Origin of the sequence: Pseudomonas sp. IT-P44 (assembly GCF_949768225.1) — a bacterium.
GTDB lineage: Bacteria > Pseudomonadota > Gammaproteobacteria > Pseudomonadales > Pseudomonadaceae > Aquipseudomonas > Aquipseudomonas migulae.
In genome coordinates this window covers 24,483-43,598 of record NZ_CATKQM010000037.1, presented here as the reverse complement: position 1 = coordinate 43,598, position 19,116 = coordinate 24,483, and the positions used below count along the sequence as shown (strand labels likewise).

21 protein-coding genes are annotated in these 19,116 nt (G+C 60.4%); 10 read left to right on the top strand and 11 right to left on the bottom strand.

Annotation, left to right across the window (positions count from 1 at the left end; translation table 11 throughout):
• Nucleotides 1-277: 277 nt before the first annotated feature.
• The 4 genes from recQ (at nucleotide 278) to ACM6IO_RS20150 (ending at nucleotide 5,119) form a co-directional block, all read left to right on the top strand.
• Nucleotides 278-2,404: a DNA helicase RecQ gene (gene recQ / locus ACM6IO_RS20165; RefSeq protein ID WP_008043638.1), complete on the top strand. Its 2,127-nt coding sequence runs from the start codon at nucleotides 278-280 to the stop codon at nucleotides 2,402-2,404.
• A 130-nt stretch (nucleotides 2,405-2,534) separates the two neighbouring features.
• Nucleotides 2,535-2,969, top strand: a complete 435-nt coding sequence (locus ACM6IO_RS20160) for a MarR family transcriptional regulator (RefSeq protein ID WP_008030423.1) — start codon at nucleotides 2,535-2,537, stop codon at nucleotides 2,967-2,969.
• 128 nt (nucleotides 2,970-3,097) lie between these two features.
• Nucleotides 3,098-4,786 carry a FimV/HubP family polar landmark protein gene (locus tag ACM6IO_RS20155; protein ID WP_414912083.1) on the top strand — a complete coding sequence of 563 codons (1,689 nt, stop codon included), beginning with the start codon at nucleotides 3,098-3,100 and terminating at the stop codon, nucleotides 4,784-4,786.
• 45 nt (nucleotides 4,787-4,831) lie between these two features.
• A complete protein-coding gene (locus ACM6IO_RS20150; protein WP_008030428.1) occupies nucleotides 4,832-5,119 on the top strand; it encodes a SelT/SelW/SelH family protein in 288 nt (95 codons plus the stop codon).
• On the opposite strand, the gene ACM6IO_RS20145 is transcribed toward ACM6IO_RS20150, so the two are convergent.
• Together ACM6IO_RS20145 and ACM6IO_RS20140 are read right to left on the bottom strand one after the other, a co-directional pair.
• Nucleotides 5,113-6,006 carry a DMT family transporter gene (locus tag ACM6IO_RS20145; RefSeq protein WP_008043640.1) on the bottom strand — a complete coding sequence of 298 codons (894 nt, stop codon included), beginning with the start codon at nucleotides 6,004-6,006 and terminating at the stop codon, nucleotides 5,113-5,115. The two genes, ACM6IO_RS20150 and ACM6IO_RS20145, sit on opposite strands and share 7 nt — an antisense overlap.
• Before the next feature lie 78 nt (nucleotides 6,007-6,084).
• Nucleotides 6,085-6,843, bottom strand: a complete 759-nt coding sequence (locus ACM6IO_RS20140; protein WP_008030432.1) for a helix-turn-helix transcriptional regulator — start codon at nucleotides 6,841-6,843, stop codon at nucleotides 6,085-6,087.
• A gap of 135 nt (nucleotides 6,844-6,978) precedes the next feature.
• Between ACM6IO_RS20140 and ACM6IO_RS20135 the strand changes: the two genes are divergently transcribed.
• Complete coding sequence (locus ACM6IO_RS20135; RefSeq protein ID WP_008030433.1) at nucleotides 6,979-7,794, top strand: UDP-2,3-diacylglucosamine diphosphatase; 816 nt, start codon at nucleotides 6,979-6,981, stop codon at nucleotides 7,792-7,794.
• A 106-nt stretch (nucleotides 7,795-7,900) separates the two neighbouring features.
• Here ACM6IO_RS20135 and ACM6IO_RS20130 read toward each other — a convergent pair whose 3' ends face one another.
• Entirely contained in the window at nucleotides 7,901-8,491 is a 591-nt protein-coding gene (locus ACM6IO_RS20130) for an HD domain-containing protein (RefSeq protein ID WP_008030435.1), read from the bottom strand.
• Between the two features lie 37 nt (nucleotides 8,492-8,528).
• The gene (locus ACM6IO_RS20125) at nucleotides 8,529-8,840 is read right to left on the bottom strand and encodes a DUF962 domain-containing protein (RefSeq protein WP_008030437.1); all 312 of its coding nucleotides are present in this window, start codon (nucleotides 8,838-8,840) and stop codon (nucleotides 8,529-8,531) included.
• 160 nt (nucleotides 8,841-9,000) lie between these two features.
• Between ACM6IO_RS20125 and ACM6IO_RS20120 the strand changes: the two genes are divergently transcribed.
• Entirely contained in the window at nucleotides 9,001-10,062 is a 1,062-nt protein-coding gene (locus ACM6IO_RS20120) for an AraC family transcriptional regulator (protein WP_202949139.1), read from the top strand.
• On the opposite strand, the gene ACM6IO_RS20115 is transcribed toward ACM6IO_RS20120, so the two are convergent.
• Nucleotides 10,019-11,473, bottom strand: coding sequence for a TrkH family potassium uptake protein (locus ACM6IO_RS20115; RefSeq protein WP_008030441.1), 1,455 nt, complete (start codon nucleotides 11,471-11,473; stop codon nucleotides 10,019-10,021). The two genes, ACM6IO_RS20120 and ACM6IO_RS20115, sit on opposite strands and share 44 nt — an antisense overlap.
• Before the next feature lie 122 nt (nucleotides 11,474-11,595).
• Between ACM6IO_RS20115 and ACM6IO_RS20110 the strand changes: the two genes are divergently transcribed.
• Nucleotides 11,596-12,162 carry an NAD(P)H nitroreductase gene (locus ACM6IO_RS20110; protein ID WP_414912082.1) on the top strand — a complete coding sequence of 189 codons (567 nt, stop codon included), beginning with the start codon at nucleotides 11,596-11,598 and terminating at the stop codon, nucleotides 12,160-12,162.
• Between the two features lie 102 nt (nucleotides 12,163-12,264).
• Here the strand turns inward: ACM6IO_RS20110 and ACM6IO_RS20105 are convergent, their stop codons facing one another.
• From ACM6IO_RS20105 to ACM6IO_RS20080, 6 genes are all read right to left on the bottom strand, one after another.
• The gene (locus tag ACM6IO_RS20105) at nucleotides 12,265-13,605 is read right to left on the bottom strand and encodes a sensor histidine kinase (protein ID WP_008030447.1); all 1,341 of its coding nucleotides are present in this window, start codon (nucleotides 13,603-13,605) and stop codon (nucleotides 12,265-12,267) included.
• A 186-nt stretch (nucleotides 13,606-13,791) separates the two neighbouring features.
• Nucleotides 13,792-14,241, bottom strand: coding sequence for a hypothetical protein (locus ACM6IO_RS20100; protein ID WP_008030449.1), 450 nt, complete (start codon nucleotides 14,239-14,241; stop codon nucleotides 13,792-13,794).
• Nucleotides 14,242-14,587: 346 nt separating this feature from the next.
• Nucleotides 14,588-15,265 (bottom strand): response regulator transcription factor, encoded by a 678-nt coding sequence (locus ACM6IO_RS20095; RefSeq protein WP_008030451.1) that lies wholly within the window; start codon nucleotides 15,263-15,265, stop codon nucleotides 14,588-14,590.
• A gap of 7 nt (nucleotides 15,266-15,272) precedes the next feature.
• Nucleotides 15,273-15,686 carry a hypothetical protein gene (locus ACM6IO_RS20090; RefSeq protein WP_008042694.1) on the bottom strand — a complete coding sequence of 138 codons (414 nt, stop codon included), beginning with the start codon at nucleotides 15,684-15,686 and terminating at the stop codon, nucleotides 15,273-15,275.
• Between the two features lie 109 nt (nucleotides 15,687-15,795).
• Nucleotides 15,796-16,095 (bottom strand): YciI family protein, encoded by a 300-nt coding sequence (locus tag ACM6IO_RS20085; RefSeq protein WP_108218598.1) that lies wholly within the window; start codon nucleotides 16,093-16,095, stop codon nucleotides 15,796-15,798.
• Between the two features lies 1 nt (nucleotide 16,096).
• Nucleotides 16,097-16,693, bottom strand: a complete 597-nt coding sequence (locus tag ACM6IO_RS20080) for a septation protein A (protein WP_008042693.1) — start codon at nucleotides 16,691-16,693, stop codon at nucleotides 16,097-16,099.
• An 87-nt stretch (nucleotides 16,694-16,780) separates the two neighbouring features.
• On the opposite strand from ACM6IO_RS20080, the gene ACM6IO_RS20075 reads away from it, so the two are divergent.
• The 3 genes from ACM6IO_RS20075 (at nucleotide 16,781) to ACM6IO_RS20065 (ending at nucleotide 19,109) form a co-directional block, all read left to right on the top strand.
• The gene (locus ACM6IO_RS20075; RefSeq protein WP_008030458.1) at nucleotides 16,781-17,644 is read left to right on the top strand and encodes a PHP domain-containing protein; all 864 of its coding nucleotides are present in this window, start codon (nucleotides 16,781-16,783) and stop codon (nucleotides 17,642-17,644) included.
• Nucleotides 17,645-17,657: 13 nt separating this feature from the next.
• Complete coding sequence (locus ACM6IO_RS20070; protein WP_032832737.1) at nucleotides 17,658-18,287, top strand: L-threonylcarbamoyladenylate synthase; 630 nt, start codon at nucleotides 17,658-17,660, stop codon at nucleotides 18,285-18,287.
• A gap of 63 nt (nucleotides 18,288-18,350) precedes the next feature.
• Complete coding sequence (locus ACM6IO_RS20065) at nucleotides 18,351-19,109, top strand: segregation and condensation protein A (protein WP_404943248.1); 759 nt, start codon at nucleotides 18,351-18,353, stop codon at nucleotides 19,107-19,109.
• Nucleotides 19,110-19,116: the final 7 nt, after the last annotated feature.

The window sequence follows — 19,116 nt, the reverse complement described above, 5'->3', positions numbered from 1 at the left end:
GAGCGCTTGGTTACTTGGCGCTTTTCCAAGTAACTCGCCGTAAGGGCGAAACCAATAGCAGCCGTTACCGCAGAAACGGATATGTACACAACATCCTCTTCTAAGCGGCGCCCTTTGCAAGGAAGCCCTCGGGTATACTCCCGCGCTTTGTGATGCCCTGCTGGCGTCGCGGCTGAAATGTGAAGCGTCATGCAATGCGCACTTACGATTTGTCAGTGCAGCCTGCGTGGTTCTGAACCAGCCTTGCAGGGATGTTTCGGTGATTTTTGGAGTTTTTATGCTCGAACAGGCTCAACGCGTCCTCAAGGACATCTTCGGCTACGACAGTTTCCGTGGCCGTCAGGGTGCAATCATTGAGCGCGTGGCCAGTGGCGGCGACGCCCTGGTGCTGATGCCTACCGGTGGCGGTAAATCCCTGTGCTTCCAGGTGCCGGCGCTGCTGCGCGAAGGACTGGCGGTGGTGGTGTCGCCGCTGATCGCGTTGATGGACGACCAGGTCGCGACCCTCGAAGAATTGGGCGTCGCTGCCGCTGCGTTGAACTCCACGCTGAGCGCCGAGCAGCAGCGCGATCTCGCTGCGCGGATCAAGCGCGGTGAAGTGAAGATGCTCTACCTCGCGCCGGAACGTCTGGTCCAGCCACGCATGCTGGCCTTCCTGCAAAGCCTTGAAATTGCCCTGTTCGCCATCGACGAAGCCCACTGCGTGTCCCAATGGGGCCACGACTTCCGCCGTGAGTATCTGCAACTGGGCCAGTTGGCGGAACTGTTTCCCAATGTTCCACGCATCGCCCTGACCGCGACGGCGGACAAGCGTACTCGCGAAGAAATCGTCGATCGTTTGCACCTGCAGGATGCCGAGCGCTTCCTTTCCAGTTTCGACCGCCCGAACATTTTTTACCGCATCGTGCCCAAGGAGCAGCCGCGCAAACAGTTGTTGGCGTTCCTCGCGGAGCGGCGCAGCGATGCCGGCATTGTCTATTGCCTGTCGCGCAAGAAAGTCGATGAAGTGGCGGTGTTCCTCAGTGAACAGGGTTTCCCGGCGCTGCCGTACCACGCCGGCCTGCCCAACGAAACACGAGCGCTGCACCAGAAGCGCTTCCTCAACGAGGAAGGCCTGATCATGGTTGCCACCGTGGCGTTCGGCATGGGCATCGACAAACCCAACGTACGTTTTGTTGCTCACCTCGATTTGCCGAAATCCCTTGAGGCTTACTACCAGGAAACCGGTCGCGGCGGCCGTGATGGTCTGCCGGCGGATGCCTGGATGGCTTACGGCCTGCAAGACGTGGTGATGCTCAAGCAGATGTTGCAGAACTCCGAAGGTGACGAGCGCCACAAGCGTCTGGAGCATCACAAGCTTGATGCCATGCTCTCGCTCTGCGAAGAAACCCGCTGCCGTCGTCAAACCTTGCTGGCCTACTTCGACGAAGACATGCCCGAGCCGTGCGGTCACTGCGACAACTGCGTTGACGGCGTGCAGACCTGGGACGCTACTGAACCGGCCCGTCAGGCGCTCTCGGCGATTTATCGCACCGGCCAGCGTTATGGCGTCGGGCATCTGGTGGATGTGTTGCTGGGCAAGGACAACGAAAAGGTCCGCAGCTTCGGCCATCAGCACCTGTCGGTATACGGTGTCGGCAAGGCGATGGGCGAGAGTGAGTGGCGCTCTCTGTTTCGCCAATTGGTGGCTCGCGGTCTGGCCGACATCGATCTCGAAGGCTATGGCGGCCTGCGCCTGAGTGACACCTGCCGACCGCTACTCAAGGGCGAAGTGACCCTGGAATTGCGTCGTGACCTCAAGCCGCAAACCACGGCGAAAAGCAGCAAGAGCCAGGCAAGCCAACTGGTTCGCGGCGAAGAACGCGAACAGTGGGAAGCCTTGCGCGCCTTGCGCCGCAAGCTCGCCGAGGAGCATGGGGTGCCGCCGTACGTCATCTTCCCCGACTCGACCTTGCTGGAAATGCTCCGCAGCCAGCCGACCTCGCTGTCGGAAATGGCCACGGTCAGCGGTGTCGGTGCGCGCAAACTGGAGCGTTACGGCGAGGCCTTCCTCGAAGTCCTCGGCGGTCAGGTCGAGGCACCAAAAGTGGTGGCCGACGTGCGCCACGAATTGATAACGCTCGCGCGGGCCGGCATGACGCCGCTGCAAATCGCCGGTCAGCTGCAATGTTCGGAAAAGAATGTCTACACCATGCTCGCCGAGGCCATTGGCAAGCAGCAGTTGTCGCTGGAACAGGCGCTTGATCTGCCCGAAGACTTGATGGGGGAAGTGCAGGACGCGTTCCTCGACGGCGAGGGTGAGTTGCCGCCGGTGGCGGAGATTGCTGCGCTGTTCGCCGGTCGTGTGCCGGAAGGTGTTTTGTACTGCGTACGTGCCGCACTGCAATCGGAATTCGAGATCTGACGCTCAAATCCTGAAACGGTTGTATTGATGTAACGATTCAGTACAGAGCAAACCTTGCCTCAAGCCAAGGGTCATGCTTAGCTGACTAATAATTAGTTTTTCTATATTTCAGTCTAACCATGAGTGTTTTATGCCGTTAACCGATCAACACCGCTTTGGCATGCAACTGGCCCAGATGTCGCGCGGCTGGCGTGCCGAACTGGACCGCCGTCTGGCCGGCCTGGGTTTGTCTCAGGCGCGCTGGCTGGTGCTGCTGCACCTCGCGCGTTTTGACGACGCCCCGACCCAACGTGAATTGGCGCAAAGCGTCGGCGTCGAAGGCCCCACCCTGGCACGACTGCTCGACAGCCTGGAAAGCCAGGGCCTGGTTCAGCGCCAGGCAGTGCTCGAAGATCGCCGGGCGAAAAAAATCGTCCTCTGTGCACCGGCCCTTCCCCTGATCGAACAAATTGAAACCATTGCCACTCAACTGCGCCACGAGCTGTTCGACGGCGTCGATGAGGCGGATTTGAAGGTCTGCATGCGAGTCCACGGGCACATACTGGCCAACCTGGAAAAATCTTGAGGCATAAGCAAGCGCCGGCTTTTTGAGATACCCCGTTGGGCAGACTATAAAGAACTACCAGGCAATATCGTGTTCGTAACGGATGTGCGAACACGCACTGGTTGGTTCTGGTTATCTAAGGGATGCTCATGCTTGAGAGTTGGCACGTTGTATTGCGGTGTTGCGCCAGGCTGCTGCTGGCCGGTGGGTTTGTCAGCTACTCGGCATTGGCGCCTGCACTGGGCCTGGGTGAGATCACCCTGCATTCGGCGCTCAATCAACCGTTGCGTGCCGACATCGCCCTGGTGGATGCCGCCGGTCTGGAGGAGGGCGAGCTGTCGGTCAGCCTGGCGACGGCAGACGAGTTCAGCCGTGCCGGTGTCGAACGGCTTTTCTTTCTCAATGACCTGAAGTTCACACCGATCCTGCGGGGCAATCGCAGCCTGATCCGGGTGAGCTCCAACAAAGCGGTCAACGAACCCTTCCTGAATTTTCTCGTGCAACTGAACCAGCCGAACGGCCGTGTGCTGCGCGAGTACACCGTGCTGATCGATCCTCCGGGAACGCCGGGCATTACTCCGGTCACTGACGAACCCGCCGCCAGTTCACCGAACTCTCCATTCCCGAGCGTTATACCTGCCGTTGCGCCTCCACCCGTAGCGAAGAAAACCGCCCAGGCGAAGGTTGAGCCACCGGCCGCTGTACCGGTGATTGATCCTGTCGCAGAACAGCTGGCTGCCAGCGTGCAGCAAAATCAGCAACTGCAAAAAAACGTCGATGAGTTGAATGCGAAGCTGCAGGCTCAAGACGAACAGATCGCCGGCCAAAAAAAACAGATCACCGAATTGCAAACCCGCCTGGCGGAGGTCCAGCAAGCACCGCCGGTCACGCCGCAAGCCGTGGAGCCCGCCCCGGTCGTGGCACAAGAGCCCGAGGCGTTCAACTGGCCGTTGATTATCGGGTTGCTGGTGCTGCTGGGGCTGGTGGTGGGGCTGATTGTTCGTCGGCAACGACAGCAGGTTCAGGCGTTGCCCGAAGATCTCCCGGTTTTACCGTCGCGGCATGAACCGGTGCTTGATCGACCCGTAGCGCCGGTTGTGAAGGCCGCCCCTGTCCATCACGAGGAGACGCCGTCTGGCGATGTGCTGGAGGGTGTGGGTATCTATCTGACGTATGGGCGTTTTTCCGAAGCGGCGGCATTGTTGCGAGAAGCCCTGGTCAAGGAACCACAGCGCACGGATCTGGCGGTGCAACTGCTGGAAGTCCTCGGTAAACAAGGGGATGTGCCAGCCTATGATGCGCAGGAGAGCAGCTTGCGAGACGCGGGGTTCGATTCCCGGCAACTTCAGGAAATCCGTGCCCGCTACCCGAAACTGAACAGCGCGGTGCCCGAGGCTGCGACCAGCGTTATCACGACACCGGTAAAATCCGAAGCAGCGCCGGGCGATGAGTTCCAGTTGAACCTGGAGGACCTGTCGATGGATTCGAGTTGGGACCTGGTCAGTCCATTCGAAAACCCTAAACCCTCGGACGAATCGCCCAAACCCGAAGAGCCGACCCTGGGCGAGCCCGAGCTGGAATGGATCGCCGAACCGGATTCACAGTCTCTGGACGACGATTTTCTCAATGAATTCGCCGATGCAAGTCAGTCGCTTGAGCTTGTACCGCTGGGACCGAAACCGGTGGAACCGACCAACGCAGGCAAACTGGAACAGGCTCAGACCTGCATCGATGACGGCGATCTGGACAGCGCCATCGAACTGCTGAACGAGTTGCTCAAGGACGGTGATGAGCCACTCAAACAGACTGCGCGGACGTTGTTGGCCGGTATCCGCTGACGCTCTATCATGGCGGTGCCCCTTGGCTCAGGAGTTTCGCCCGTCATGACCGCGCATAAACCGGAAATCGTCATCACTTACTGCACGCAATGCCAATGGCTGCTGCGTGCGGCGTGGTTGGCGCAAGAACTGCTCAGTACCTTTGGCGACGATTTGGGCAAGGTGTCGCTGGTGCCGGGCACCGGTGGCGTGTTTCACATTTTCTGTAACGATGTGCAGATCTGGGAGCGCAAGGCTGACGGCGGTTTTCCGGAGGCCAAGGTGCTCAAGCAGCGGGTCCGCGATCAGATTGATCCGGACCGCGACCTGGGCCACAACGACCGCACTCAGTGAGACGCGGCTTCGGCAGCAACCGCTTTCTTGCTTGAACCGCCGGAGAGCCTGCTGGACACGACAATCGCGACGATGATCAACGCGCCGCCGATCAGCATGCGCAGCGTTGGGTTTTCATTGAACAGCAACCACGCCATGGTGATGCCGTACACCGGCTCCAGCGCAAACACCACGGCGGCGGTTCGTGCCTTGATCACCGCGAGGCTGGCGACGAACAGACTGTGGGCGACGCCGGTACAGAATATTCCCAGCAGGCCGATCCACAGCCAGTCGATGGTGCGCACTTCGCTCAGTTGCGGTGCCGCCACCGGCAGCAAACACAACGCGACCACTACGTTCTGACACAGCGCAGCCTGCACCGGCGGAATTCGGCCGGAACTGGCGCGGTTGGTCAGCGACAGCAACGCGAACAGCAGGCCAGAACCTACCGCCCACAACAGGCCGGTGGTGGCGCCGCTGGCCAGATCGAAGTCTGGCGTGACCAGCACCAGCCCGACGCTCACCAGTACCACCAGCAGGATCTCGTTGGCGCGAATTCGCTCACGGAAGATCAACCCTTCCAGGATCACGGTGAACGCCGGGAAACTGGCGAAACCGAGGGTCGCGATCGCCACGCCCGCCACCTTTACCGCAATGAAGAAACTCACCCAGTGTCCGGCCAGCAACAAACCGCTGAGCAGCAATCGGCGCCAGTCCACGGCGTCGAGTTTTTGCCAGCGGGTGTGGCTGGCGAACCGTGCGAAAAGGGCCAGGGCGAGCACGGCAAAGGCCGCACGACCGAAGACGATAACGGCGGGGGAGGCGGCGGCGAGTTTGCCGAACACGCCGGTCAGGCCAAACATCAATGCGCCGATATGCAGTGCGCCCAGGGCGGTACGGGGAGTCATTGCGATCCTTGATAAACATAACCAACAGAGGTGCAGTCTAGAGGGCTGTCGGTATGCCTGTCTGTCGTCAGGCTCGCATCATTTGTCGCCAGCCTCGCGCCGCAATTTGCCGGGTGAGACACCAAACTCCCGCAGCACCGCCGCTGAAAATGCACTTTGAGAGCTGTAGCCGACCCGACTCGCAATCTCGCCGACGGGCAATGCCGAATCGCGCAACATACTCACGGCCATGTGCAAGCGACGGCTGCGGATGTAGTCCATCGGCGTCTGCCCGCATTCAGCGACAAATCGCGCATGCAGCCGAGCGCTGGACAGCCCGGCAATGCGCGCCAGATCGGCCACTTGCAACGGATAGGCCGCGTATTGATCGATGTGCGCATTCAAGGCGGCGTACGGCAGACGCCGACCGCCCACCCCTTCGCTTTTGGCGTTGTTGAGGCTGGCCAGCAACAGCACCGCGCCTTGTTGCGCGATTAGCGGGTCGCTGACCTGACTGCCCGCCAGCCAACTGACCAATTGGCTTTGCCCGGCATCCAGCGGCAGGCGCCCGGCGTTGTCGAGCAAGCGGCGGCTGGCATCGGCGTGCTCGCCAAGGGACTGAACCACCCATTGATCGCTCGGCACATCCAGAACCAGGCAGCGGCTGCCATTGGCGCTGCCGCACGCATGATGGAAGCCGGACGGGACGACCACGAAACTCTGCTGAACCACCTGGCTGCCATGCCCGTCGACTTCGAAATCCAGCGCACCCGACAACCCGAACACCAGTTGCGCGTGGTCGTGGCTGTGGACGATCAGGTCGTGAGTGTATTGGCGCAGCGTGAGGATCGGTCTCATCGCAGGTCTCCCGATTAAGGCCGTCAGTCTACACCGCGGGCACTCATGTGCGTTGTCACAGGACTGACTTGTCCCTGTCATGGGCAATTAACCCGACCGGCGCAAGCTTGCGCAAACAATCGCAGAGGGTTGCCCATGACCAGCGCCGAGCTCGCCAAACCCAGTCGTAAGCAACGTGTTCGGACCTTGTGGATTTCCGATGTGCATCTGGGCACCCGGGATTGCCAGGCCGAGCACTTGTCGCAGTTTCTCAAGGGCTACCACGCGGACAAGATCTACCTGGTCGGCGACATCATCGATGGCTGGAAGCTGCGCGGCGGCATGTACTGGCCTCAGGCGCACACCAACGTGATCCGTCGTTTGTTGACCATGAGCAAGCGCGGTACCGAGGTGATTTATGTCACCGGCAACCACGACGAATTCCTGCGCCGTTACTCGAAGCTGATTCTGGGCAACATCCAGTTGGTGGATGAGGCCGTGCACGTGACCGCCGACGGCCGTCATTTGCTGGTGATCCACGGCGACCAGTTTGACGTGATTACCCGCTATCACCGCTGGCTGGCGTTCCTCGGCGACTCGGCTTACGAATTCACCCTGACCCTCAACCGCTGGCTCAACCATTGGCGTGCCCGGTATGGCTACGGTTACTGGTCGCTGTCGGCGTACCTCAAGCACAAAGTGAAAACCGCGGTCAGCTTCATCAGCGACTTCGAAGAAGCCATTGCCCACGAATGCGTCAAACGCGAATTGCACGGCGTGGTGTGCGGGCACATTCACCATGCCGAGATTCGCAAGGTCGGCGAGGTGGATTACCTCAATTGCGGGGATTGGGTGGAGTCGTGTACGGCGCTGATCGAGCATTGGGATGGATCGATCGAGTTGTACCGGTTGGCGGATGCCCAGGCGCGGGAGGCGGAGTTGAAGGCCATCAAAGTCGCCGAACCGGCGTAGTCAGGTCAGACGCCTTCGCGGGCAAGCCTCGCTCCTACAGGGCCAGCGCAAGCCTGTAGGAGCGAGGCTTGCCCGCGATGAGGCCTGTCCTGACACCGCAAATCTGTCAGGCCGGCGCGTGTTCTTGCATCGCCGCCCTGTAAATCGAGTTCTTCGGATGAGCAAACAACCGCTCCATCATCGGCTCGAAGAAGCTCAGCGGTAACGTTTCATACTCGGGATCAAACGCCGCCGCATCATACTTCGCGCAAAATTCGATGGTCGCCTGATACTGCGGATGCCCGCTGAATTGCTCGCGTAAATGCCGGTCCATCCCCAAGTGATGGAAAAAGTAGTACCCCTGGAAAATCCCGTGTTTCTCCACCATCCACACATTCTCGGCGCTGACAAATGGCTTGAGGATCGCCGCCGCGATGTCCGGGTGGTTGTAGGAGCCCAACGTGTCACCGATGTCGTGAAGCAGGGCGCACACCACGTACTCTTCGTCGCGGCCATCGCGCCAGGCGCGGCTGGCGGTTTGCAGGGAGTGGGTCAGGCGATCCACCGGGAACCCGCCAAAATCACCCTCCAGCAGTTTCAGGTGCGCCATGATCCGTTGTGGTAATTGCCTCGCGTAGGCACTGAAGTCGGCGGCGATGATCGCCCAGTCTTCCTGCGTGCCGTCCTGCATGTGGGTGAAGCGGGCATTGGCATTCATCGGCTAGTCTCTCTTTGCTTTTCTATAGCGGCTGCGCCTAGAACGGTACGCGGCCCAGAATCATGTCGCGAAACATCACAAAATCGCCGAGCAAGCTGTAAAACGGATGTTGAAAGGTTGCAGGACGATTCTTTTCAAAGAAGAAATGCCCGACCCAGGCGAAGCTGTAGCCCGCCAGCGGAATGGCCAGCAGCATCGACCAGGCACCTTTGCCGATGGTGAGCGCCAGAATGCAAATAACCAGCGTCGTGCCAATAAAGTGCAATCGTCGGCAGGTACTGTTGCTGTGTTCGCTGAGGTAATACGGGTAAAACTCAGCGAAGCTGTTGAAACGTCTGATGTTTTCCACGACTGCGATCTCTGTGGTTATTGTTCTGACTGCAAGTTGTTCTGAGGGTAGCTTATTTGAGTCTAGAGTGATCATTGGCATCAGCCAGTGACAATGGGCGCCACTTTAGTATCCTTCGGAAATTGGCCGTAGCATGCGGCTCATCATGTAAGTAAACGCCATGAGCGAACGAACGACTTCTGCAAGCTGGGCGATGGGGATTGTCAAAGCACTGGAGATGGACGGCCTGGATTGCCGGGTTCTGTTCAAGCAGCTGGGGCTCGACTACGCGTCACTGGACGATCCGGATGCGCGCTTCCCGCAAGATTCCATGACACGCCTGTGGCAGCGCGCGGTCGAGCTGTCCGGTAACCCGGCGATTGGCCTGAACATGGGCAAGGTAGTACGACCGGCGTCATTCCACGTGGCTGGGTACGCCTTGATGTCCAGTCAGACCCTGGCCGAAGGCTTTCAGCGCCTGGTGCGTTATCAGCGGATCATCGCCGAAAGTGCCGACCTGAGTTTCCGTCTGCTGGATGAGGGGTATGCCCTGATTCTGACGGTCCACGGCGACCATCTGCCGCCGACCCGACAAAGTGCCGAAGCCTCGCTGGCCTGCGCGCTGGCGCTGTGCGGCTGGCTGACCGGGCGCACCCTGCAACCGCGCAAGGTGTTGGTGCAGGGCGAACAGCCCGTCGATCTCGAACCGTATAAACAAGCCTTCCATGCGCCGCTGGTGTTCAACGCGCCTTATGACGCGCTGATTTTCGAGCGCGCCGACATGGAAGCACCGCTGCCAACCGCCAATGAGGCCATGGCGCTGCTGCATGACCGCTTTGCCGGGGAATACCTGGCGCGCTTTTCCGAAAGCCGCGTGACCCACAAGGCGCGTCAGGTGTTGTGCCGTTTACTGCCCCAGGGCGAGCCCAAGCGCGATACCGTGGCGCAGACGCTGCACTTGTCGCAACGCACGTTGCAGCGACGCTTGCAGGAAGAGGGCACGAGTTTTCAGACGCTGCTCGATGACACCCGGCGCGAACTGGCCGAGCAGTATTTGGCGCAACCGAGCATGACCCTGCTGGAAATTGCCTACCTGTTGGGGTTCGCCGATCCGAGCAATTTCTTCCGCGCCTTCCGACGCTGGTTCGATGCCACCCCCGGCGAGTACCGGGTGCGGCTGATGGATGCGCCGAACCAGGTCAGTGACGCCAGAACGCCGGAATACACAGAACAAACACCGTAATGATCTCCAGTCGGCCGAGCAGCATGCCGAACGACAGAATCCACTTGGCGGCATCCGGAAGGGTGGCGAAGTTGCCCGCCGGGCCAATGGTTTCGCCCAGCCCCGGGCCGACCCCGGAAACGGTACTGGCGGCGCCGGTCAGCGCGGTCATCCAGTCGACGCCGAGCAGCGACAACAGCAGCGCGATCACACAGATGGTAATGGTGAAGAAGAACGAAAAGGTCAGGATCGAACGCACGATCTCTTCGTCGAGGCGATGGCCGTTGTACTTCTGCTTGATCACCGCGCGCGGGTGAATCAACTGGTTAAGGTTGGCCTTGAGCAGAATGTAGGCGACCTGGAAACGGAAAATCTTGATCCCGCCTGCAGTCGATCCCGAGCAGCCGCCGACAAAGCCCAGATAAAAGAACAGCATCAGCGAGAAATTACCCCACAGGCTGTAGTCCCCGAGTGCGAAACCGGTGGTGGTCACCACCGACGTCACGTTCAGCGCCACATGCCGTAGCGCGTCCAGCCAATGCAACTGAGTGGTCCACCAGTACCAGGTGGTGAGCACCAGCCACGTCACCAGCAACATGCCGAGCAAACCTTGAACCTGTTCATCCTTGATCAGCGCCTTGCGGTTACCACGCAACGTCGCCACGTACAGGGTGAACGGCAAGCTGCCGAGAATCATGATGACGATCGCCACCCAGTGCACCGCCGGTTGCGTCCATTTGGCCAGTGACTGGTCGGAGGTGGAGAAACCGCCGGTGGAAATCGCCGACATCGCGTGGTTGATCGCATCGAACGGGCTCATCCCGGCCCACCAGAACGCCAGGCTGCCGAAAATGGTGATGCCGACGTAGGCTGCTACGATCAAACGCGCCACCATGTGCGAACGGGGCATGACTTTTTCGGAACGGTCTGACGACTCGGTCTGAAACAGCCGCATGCCACCGATACGCAGCAACGGCAGAATCGCGACGGCCATGCCGATAAAGCCGATGCCACCGATCCAGTGCAGCAACGAGCGCCACATCAGGATGCCGGGGGACATGTCGTCGAGGTGATTGAGTACCGTTGAGCCGGTGGCCGTAATCCCGGACATGCTTTCGAAGAATGAGTCGGTGTAGCTGATGTGCTGAGTCAACAGGAATGGCAGCGCCGCGAAGATGCACACCACCAGCCAACTGCTGACGGTCAGCAGGTACATGTCCCGCGGGCGCAAGTGCACGTGCTCGGGGCGGCCGGGGATCACCAGCGCCAGGCCGGCGACAAAGGTGATCATGCTGGCCCAGAGGAACGACGGCAGATCGCCGGTGCGATCGAAAATCAACAGGGTGGCCATGGGCACGACCATGGCGATCGCCAGCGTGATCAGGAAGAGGCCGATGATGAAACCAATGAGACGTAAGGTCGGCAACGCCATGAAGTCCGCTCGGGCTGAAAGTAGGAAGGGCGCCATTCTACCCGTGGGGCAGGGCATGTAAACCGGCATCCCCGTGGCACTTGCAGCTAGAATAGCCGGACATTTTTTTCAGGAGGTGGCCGATGCAGGCTCTCGACGCTTTGCTCAACCGTGTTTCCGTTCCACGACTGATCGACCCGGCCCCTACCGCCGAGCAGCGCGAAGTGCTGTTTAACGCCGCGATGCGTGCGCCGGATCACGGCCACTTGCAGCCTTGGCGCTTCCTGACAATCGAAGGCACAGCGCGCGAGCAAATGGGCGAGTTGCTGGCCGAAGCCGCGAAACTGCAGGACAGCGAAGCGTCCGAAGCGGTGCTGGACAAGGCCCGCAATGGTCCGCTGCGCGCACCGTTGGTGGTCGTGGTGATCGCGCGGTTGCAGGATCACGTCAAGTATCCGAAGTCCGAGCAGTTGCTGGCGGCCGGCTGTGCGGCCCACGGGATTCTGCTGGCAGCCTATGCGCAAGGTATTGGCGCGGTCTGGCGCACCGGTGAGCTGGCGTATTCGGCGCATGTGGCCAAAGGGTTGGGGTTGGCTGAAGGGGAAGAGGTGATTGCTTTCCTGTACCTGGGCACGCCGCTGAAAGAACCGCGCGTGGCGGAGAAAGTCGATCTGGCTGAATTCGTCAGCGCCTGGCCTTCCAAACCCTAAGATCAAATGCTTCGCGGGCAAGCCTCGCTCCTACAGTTTGCGTTGTGCCGCGATACCGTGAGCACCTATGACCTGTAGGAGCGAGGCTTGCCCGCGAAGCTTTTAGGGTTGGACGACAGCCCCGGGTACCAATGGCAATTCCAGGCTGGCAATGAACCCGCCATCCGGATGATTGGCCAACACCAGACTCCCGCCATGCCGCTCCGCCGCCCGGCGTGCAATGGCCAATCCCAAGCCATGCCCCGCTGCCGTCTGCCCCGGCGCCCGATAAAACGGCTCACCCAACTGGCTCAAATGCTCGGCGTCGACCCCCGGCCCATGGTCACGCACGCTCACCACAATCCGCTCACCCTGACGCACTGCCTGCATTTCAATCGATTGCCCCACCGGGTTGAAGCGCTGGGCGTTGCGCAGCAGATTGTCCACGGCGCGCTCGATCATCGTCGGCCAGCCTTTGAGATTCAGTTGCGGTTCCGCGTCGAGGCGAACGTTCTGCTCCGGCGAACCCAGTTGCGCATCCTTTTGCAGCGAGTTGAGCAGCGCATTCAGATCAACGTCTTCCGCGCTGGCGTTATCGGCATCGACCCGCGCCAGTACCAGGATCTCGCTGATCAGCGCTTCGAGGCGGTCGCACTCGCGGGTCAGGCGTGGCCAGAGTTTTTCCCGTTCTTCTGGGTTGGCCCGTTCGGCCAGTGCCAGCGCAATGCGCAACCGGGCAAGCGGTGAGCGCAACTCGTGGGACACATCGCGCAGCAATTGGCGCTGACTGCCGATCAGGCTTTGCAGCCGTGAGCCCATGCGGTTGAAATCGTTGGCGAGCACGCCGAACTCATCGCGACGGTTGGCCAGTTTCACCAGGCTGTTCTGTTGATAGGTGGTTTGCCCCAGATCATGCACCGCGCCGCGCAAGCGGCTTAGCGGGCGGGTGATGGACAGGGTCACGAACAGGCTGAACAGGGTCAGCACCACGAGCGCGATGCCCAGCGCACTCAGTGGCCAGAGCAGGCTTTCGCGGTGCCATGAGTCCAGCTCCGGGTGCGGAATACGATAAATCAGCAGGTAGGTGTCGCCGGTTTTTTCACTGGTGTACTCGGCGGTCAGACGCCGCCACGGCAGGCGTCGGTCATCGTTGTTCTGCCGTGCTTCGAAGGCGGCGGCGCGGCGCGGAAAGGTACCGCGAACGAGCGGGTCACCGCTTTCGTTGAGCACCTGAACGTCGATGTGATACTGGCGTTTGCGCTGTTCGAGAATGTCCTGGGCGGCTTCTTCGCCCTGGGCTTCGTAGGTTTGCGTCCATTCTTCGGGCAAGGTGTTGAGGCCCGGGTGGCGACTGAGAATCCACGCGTCCTGGTTGAGCATGTGCCCGAGCAGAATGGACAACCCTGCCACCAGAGCGATGGCCAGCCAGAAGCTGGCCAGGATACGCCAGAACAATGAGCGCACAGAAAATCCTCAAGCTGACTGAATTCCATGTGGGAGCGAGACCGGCTTGCCGGCGATGGCGGCGTCACATTCAACAGTTGTGTTGACTGACACATCGCTATCGCCGGCAAGCCGGTCTCGCTCCCACATTGAACAGGGTGGTATCAGACCCAACGGTGTACAGCCGTTGGGTCCGGGGTCAGCGCATTATTGCGCTTTTTGCGGTTGTTGCGCTTTCCAGGCCTTGAACTCGGCCCATTCGGCACGGCGCTCAGCCTGTTTTTTCTGGATCTCGTCGAATTGCTTCTGTTGATCCGGTTTCAGCAGGGCGCGCACATCGGCCTCGGCTTTCTTGTGGTTGGCGGCCATTTCATCTTTCATGGCTTTCTGGTCGGCTGGCGAGAGTTTTTCCAGGTATTTGTCGACCACTTGCTTACGCTCGTGCATCTGCTCGCCCATGATCTTGCGGATCTGCTCGCGCTGTTCGCGGCTCAGGTCCAGTTGGCTGTACGGGCCTTTGCCGTGCATGCCGTGCATCTGACCGCCGTGGCGCGAGCCGTCCATCGAACCACCCATCGGGCCGGCGCCTTCAGGCATGGCCATGGCAACGGTTGGCAGGGCGGCAGCGAACATCAGAGCGATAAGAGTCTTGCGCATGGTGAATCTCCTTGTCTCGTTCCCGGTACGTTCCGGATGAGTACAGATTACGCAGATCAAGGTCAGCGGCGGTCAGCGGAGCGTAAAGCTTGGGTAAAGACGATTTTGTATTCACCTGACAAACCCCGGCGCCGTATTGACCTGACACCACACCGACCTTGTAGGAGCCGGCTTGCTGGCGATGGCGGTGGATCAGGCGGAGACTATGCTGACTGACACTCCGCTATCGTCGGAACGCCGCCCGCAGCAAGCCGGCTCCTACAGGGGGCTGTATTTACCTGACACAACACCGACCCTGTAGGAGCCGGCTTGCCGGCGATGCAGACGACGCGGTCATCGCTGGGGATCAGAGGCTGTAGTAATAGCCACGGCTGCGCAGGGCGACGATGCGCGGGCGGCCGTCGGGGTGGGGACCGATCTTTTTGCGCAGGTTGCTGACGTGCATGTCCAGGCTGCGGTCGTACAGGGTGAGCTTGCGACCGAGGGCGATCTGCGCCAGTTCCTGTTTGTCCAGCGGCTCGCCCGGCTGCTTGAGCAAGGCTTCGAGCAAGCGGCTTTCGGAGACAGTGAGAGTGAATTCCTGTTCATCGATGCTGACCACGCCGCGCACCGGGCTGAAACACAGATCGCCCAGTTCAAGCTGGCTGGACACCGCCGCAGGATGACTGCGGCGCAAGACAGCGCGCAGGCGGGCGGTCAGTTCCCGTGGGTCGCACGGTTTGGCCAGGTAATCGTCAGCGCCGAGTTCCAGGCCCAGGATGCGGTCCAGAGGTTCGCCGCGGGCCGAGAGCATCAGCACCGGCAATTCCGGATGGTCGCTGCGCAATTGCTTGAGCAGTTCCAGGCCGCTGCCGTCCGGCAGCATCACATCCAGCACCACCGCCGCCGGGGACGTTTCGGCCAGCGCGCGACGAGCACTCTGACCGTCGTGGCAAGCCCGGACATGAAAGCCTTCCTGGCTCAGCCAACTGACCAGAAGCTCACACAGCTCCTGATCGTCATCAATTAATAACAGCTCGCTCATGACTCACTCAATTTAGCCATTGTCGACGTTTTCGACTTGCACCACTGGCGAAGATACCGCAGAGCAGGGCCAATAGCGCAACTCCTGCGCCGATCACGAACCATTGCTGCTGGTCTGTCAAAAAGCGCGGCAGCGGACTGCTGGCCTGGGCTTCCTTGAGTTGCAGCTTCAGACGCTGATTCTCCTGGCGCAACCGGCTCAGCTGAGGGCTTTCGCGTTCGGCATCTGCACTTTGCAGTTGTTTGCTCAGTTCTTCTCGTTGCTGTTCGCTCACCTTCAAGCGTTGCTGCAACTCGCTGATCTGGCTCCCGGCGCTCAAGGACAGAGGCGTCGAACTACCACCGGCGGCACTTTCTTCACCGTGGGCGGGCGCCACGATCGACAACGTGACCAACATCAGACACAACGGACCTTTGCGCATCGGAGCTCCTGAATCCAATCGATTATTGGGCAGGTTGTCGGCAGGCAAACGAGAATAATGAGCGATTGAGAGCGCGATGAACCGGGAAGGTTCATCGCACGGGGGGATTTTACGGCAGGACTTGCTTGAACGGCTTGACCAAAACGTTGGCGTAGACGCCTGCAGCGATGTACGGGTCGGCGTCGGCCCAGGCCTGGGCGGCGCTCAGGGAATCGAATTCGGCGACGATCAGGCTGCCGGTGAAACCCGCAGCGCCCGGGTCATTGCTGTCGACCGCCGGGTTTGGGCCGGCCAGTACAATACGACCTTCGCCCTTGAGCACTTGCAGACGCTCAAGGTGTGCAGGCCGTGCGGCCAGGCGGGCTTCCAGGGAGTTGGCGACGTCTGTGGCAATGATTGCGTAAAGCATGTCAGTCCTCGGTTTTTGGCGTAGTGGTATCGGCGTCGTGCAGGTGGCGGGACAGGTAAATACCCTGAGCGACCAGGAACAACAGCGTCATGCCCAGGCTGCCGAAGACTTTGAAGTCGACCCAGTATTCCTGAAACGTGAACGCGACAAACAGGTTGGCGGCACCGCAGAACAGGAAAAATGCGATCCAGGCGATGTTCAGGCGAGTCCAGACCTGGTCCGGCAGGGTCAGTGCGTGGCCCATGATGCGCTTGATCAGCAACTGGTCACCGATGAAGTGGCTGCCGATGAATGCCAGGGCAAACAGCCAGTTGACCACCGGGGCTTTCCATTTCAGGAAGGTCTCGCTGTGGAATGCCAGTGTCAGGCTACCGAAGACCAGGCACGCGATGAGCGTCAGCCATTGGCTTTTTTCCAGCTTGCGCTGCTTGATGAAGAGCGTGCCGTACACCACCAGGGAGCTGATGATCAGCATTGCCGTGGCGCTGTAAATACCGCCTACAGTCACTGGATGACCGGCGATGTCGACGACCCGTGGATCGATTTTGAATACGATGAAAAACAGCAGGAGCGGGATGAAATCGATGAATTGTTTCACAGTGGCAGCCAGAAGCAGGATGTGGCGGCATAATAACAAACATATGGGCGCGCGATAGCGCCGGCTGATTTGAGGTTACACATCCCTGTGAATGTTGATTTGCACTGCCATAGCACGGCCTCCGATGGCGCCCTGGCGCCTGCGGTTCTGGTTGCGCGTGCGTTCGAGAAAGGCGTGCGAGTCCTGGCCTTGACCGATCACGACACCCTTGAAGGCCTCGATGAGGCCCGTAGCGCCGCAACGGCGCTGGGGATGCAACTGGTCAACGGCGTCGAGTTGTCCTGCACCTGGGGCGGCGCAACCATTCATGTGCTGGGCTACGGATTTGATGTCAATGCCGCGCCGTTGGTCGATGCCATCGCCAAGTTGCACGATGGCCGTTGGCTACGTTCCGAAGAAATAAGCCGCAAACTGGCGTTGAAGGGCATGCCGGGTGCGCTGGAGGGCGCCCGGGCGATTCAACAGGAACTGGGCGACAGCGGCAACGCGCCGGCCCGCCCACACTTCGCTGACTGGATGGTGCGTGAAGGTTTCGTCAAGGATCGCGCCGAAGCGTTCCGCAAATGGCTGGGCGCCGGCAAGCTGGGGGACGTCAAGCAACACTGGCCGACCCTGGAAGAGACCGTCGAAACCCTGCGCGCCGCAAAAGCCTGGGTGAGCCTGGCGCATCCCTGGCATTACGATTTCACTCGCAGCAAGCGTCGCCGCCTGATTTCTGACTATATTCAAGCTGGGGGCCACGCTATCGAAGTGGTCAATGGCCATCAGCCCGCCGAGCAAGTGGGCAGCCTGGCGATTCTCGCCCGTGAGTTCGGTCTGCTGGTCAGCGCTGGCAGTGATTTTCATGGCCCTGGAGGCTGGTCCGAGATCGGTGAATACCGCCCGCTCCCGGAGGATCTGCCACCACTGTGGTGTCGATTCAAACATGACCCAATTATTGCCGCCGTCTGAACAGGTAGAGAATGTGAGTCAATTTTTCCAGATACATCCGGAAAACCCGCAAGCGCGCCTGATCAAACAGGCTGTCGAGATCATCCGCAACGGCGGGGTGGTGATTTATCCCACAGACTCTTCCTACGCCATTGGTTGCCAGATCGGCGACAAGAATGCCGTGGAGCGTGTGCGCCGGTTGCGTCAACTGGACGAGAAGCACAACTTCGCGCTGATTTGCTGCGACCTGTCGCAACTCGGGCTGTTCGCCAAGATCGACACCGGCACCTTCCGCGTGCTCAAGGCGCACCTGCCGGGGCCTTACACCTTCATTCTCAACGCCACCCGTGAAGTCCCGCGGCTGTTGTTGCACCCGAAAAAGCGCACCATCGGCCTGCGTGTGCCAAGCCATCCGATTGCCCTGGCGCTGCTGGAAGAACTCGGCGAACCGCTGATGAGCGTGACGCTGATCATGCCGGGCGACACCGACCCGCTGAGCGATCCTTACGAAATGCGCCAATTGCTCGAGCATCAAGTGGACCTGATCATCGACGGCGGTTTCGGCGGCATCAAGGCATCCACGGTGATCAACCTCGCCGATGGCGAGCCGGAAGTGATCCGCGTCGGTTGCGGCGACCCGACGCCGTTCATGGCCGAGGCGTAAATGTCTGCAGTAGAACCCGTTATCGACAGTCAGGCCGGCGCCCAGCAAGAACTGCCGTTCGCCATGGTCTATGGCCAGGCGGTGCTGGAAATGCCGCTGGACCTGTACATTCCGCCGGATGCGCTCGAGGTTTTTCTCGAAGCCTTCGAAGGCCCCCTCGACCTGCTGCTGTACCTGATCCGCAAACAGAACATCAACATCCTCGACATCCCGGTGGCGGAAATCACCCGCCAGTACATGGGTTACGTCGAGTTGATGCAGTCGGTGCGCCTGGAACTGGCCGCCGAGTACCTGGTGATGGCCGCGATGCTGGCCGAAATCAAATCGCGGATGCTGTTGCCGCGCGCCGAAACCATCGAAGACGAAGAAGACGACCCGCGCGCCGAACTGATCCGTCGCTTGCAGGAATACGAGCGCTTCAAGGCAGCCGCCGAAGGCATCGACGGCCTGAGCCGCGTCGGTCGTGATGTGGTGGTGCCCAAGCTGGATGCCCCGGAAGCACGGGCGCGCAAGCTGTTGCCGGATGTGAGTCTGTCCGAGTTGTTGATGTCCATGGCCGAGGTGCTGCGTCGTGGCGACATGTTCGAAAGCCACCAGGTCAGCCGCGAGGCGCTGTCCACGCGCGAGCGCATGAGCGACGTGCTGGAGCGGCTCAAGGGGGGCGGTTTCGTGCCCTTTGTCGAGCTGTTCACCGCTGAAGAAGGACGCCTGGGGGTGGTGGTGACCTTTATGGCGATCCTCGAACTGGTCAAGGAATCCTTGGTCGAGCTGGTGCAGAATGAGCCGTTCGCGGCGATCCACGTGCGAGCCCGAGCCGAATAACGAGTTG

Excerpts from the sequence above, each read along its gene's own strand:
- ACM6IO_RS20145 (WP_008043640.1), bottom strand. The coding sequence starts at position 6,006 with ATGACTCCCCGTACCGCCCTGGGCGCACTGCATATCGGCGCATTGATG.
- ACM6IO_RS20120 (WP_202949139.1), top strand. The coding sequence starts at position 9,001 with ATGAGCGAACGAACGACTTCTGCAAGCTGGGCGATGGGGATTGTCAAA.
- ACM6IO_RS20130 (WP_008030435.1), bottom strand. The coding sequence starts at position 8,491 with ATGAATGCCAATGCCCGCTTCACCCACATGCAGGACGGCACGCAGGAA.
- ACM6IO_RS20150 (WP_008030428.1), top strand. The coding sequence starts at position 4,832 with ATGACCGCGCATAAACCGGAAATCGTCATCACTTACTGCACGCAATGC.
- ACM6IO_RS20100 (WP_008030449.1), bottom strand. The coding sequence starts at position 14,241 with ATGCGCAAGACTCTTATCGCTCTGATGTTCGCTGCCGCCCTGCCAACC.
- ACM6IO_RS20155 (WP_414912083.1), top strand. The coding sequence starts at position 3,098 with ATGCTTGAGAGTTGGCACGTTGTATTGCGGTGTTGCGCCAGGCTGCTG.
- ACM6IO_RS20090 (WP_008042694.1), bottom strand. The coding sequence starts at position 15,686 with ATGCGCAAAGGTCCGTTGTGTCTGATGTTGGTCACGTTGTCGATCGTG.
- ACM6IO_RS20110 (WP_414912082.1), top strand. The coding sequence starts at position 11,596 with ATGCAGGCTCTCGACGCTTTGCTCAACCGTGTTTCCGTTCCACGACTG.
- ACM6IO_RS20160 (WP_008030423.1), top strand. The coding sequence starts at position 2,535 with ATGCCGTTAACCGATCAACACCGCTTTGGCATGCAACTGGCCCAGATG.
- recQ (WP_008043638.1), top strand. The coding sequence starts at position 278 with ATGCTCGAACAGGCTCAACGCGTCCTCAAGGACATCTTCGGCTACGAC.
- ACM6IO_RS20095 (WP_008030451.1), bottom strand. The coding sequence starts at position 15,265 with ATGAGCGAGCTGTTATTAATTGATGACGATCAGGAGCTGTGTGAGCTT.
- ACM6IO_RS20115 (WP_008030441.1), bottom strand. The coding sequence starts at position 11,473 with ATGGCGTTGCCGACCTTACGTCTCATTGGTTTCATCATCGGCCTCTTC.
- ACM6IO_RS20085 (WP_108218598.1), bottom strand. The coding sequence starts at position 16,095 with ATGCTTTACGCAATCATTGCCACAGACGTCGCCAACTCCCTGGAAGCC.
- ACM6IO_RS20140 (WP_008030432.1), bottom strand. The coding sequence starts at position 6,843 with ATGAGACCGATCCTCACGCTGCGCCAATACACTCACGACCTGATCGTC.
- ACM6IO_RS20065 (WP_404943248.1), top strand. The coding sequence starts at position 18,351 with ATGGTCTATGGCCAGGCGGTGCTGGAAATGCCGCTGGACCTGTACATT.
- ACM6IO_RS20135 (WP_008030433.1), top strand. The coding sequence starts at position 6,979 with ATGACCAGCGCCGAGCTCGCCAAACCCAGTCGTAAGCAACGTGTTCGG.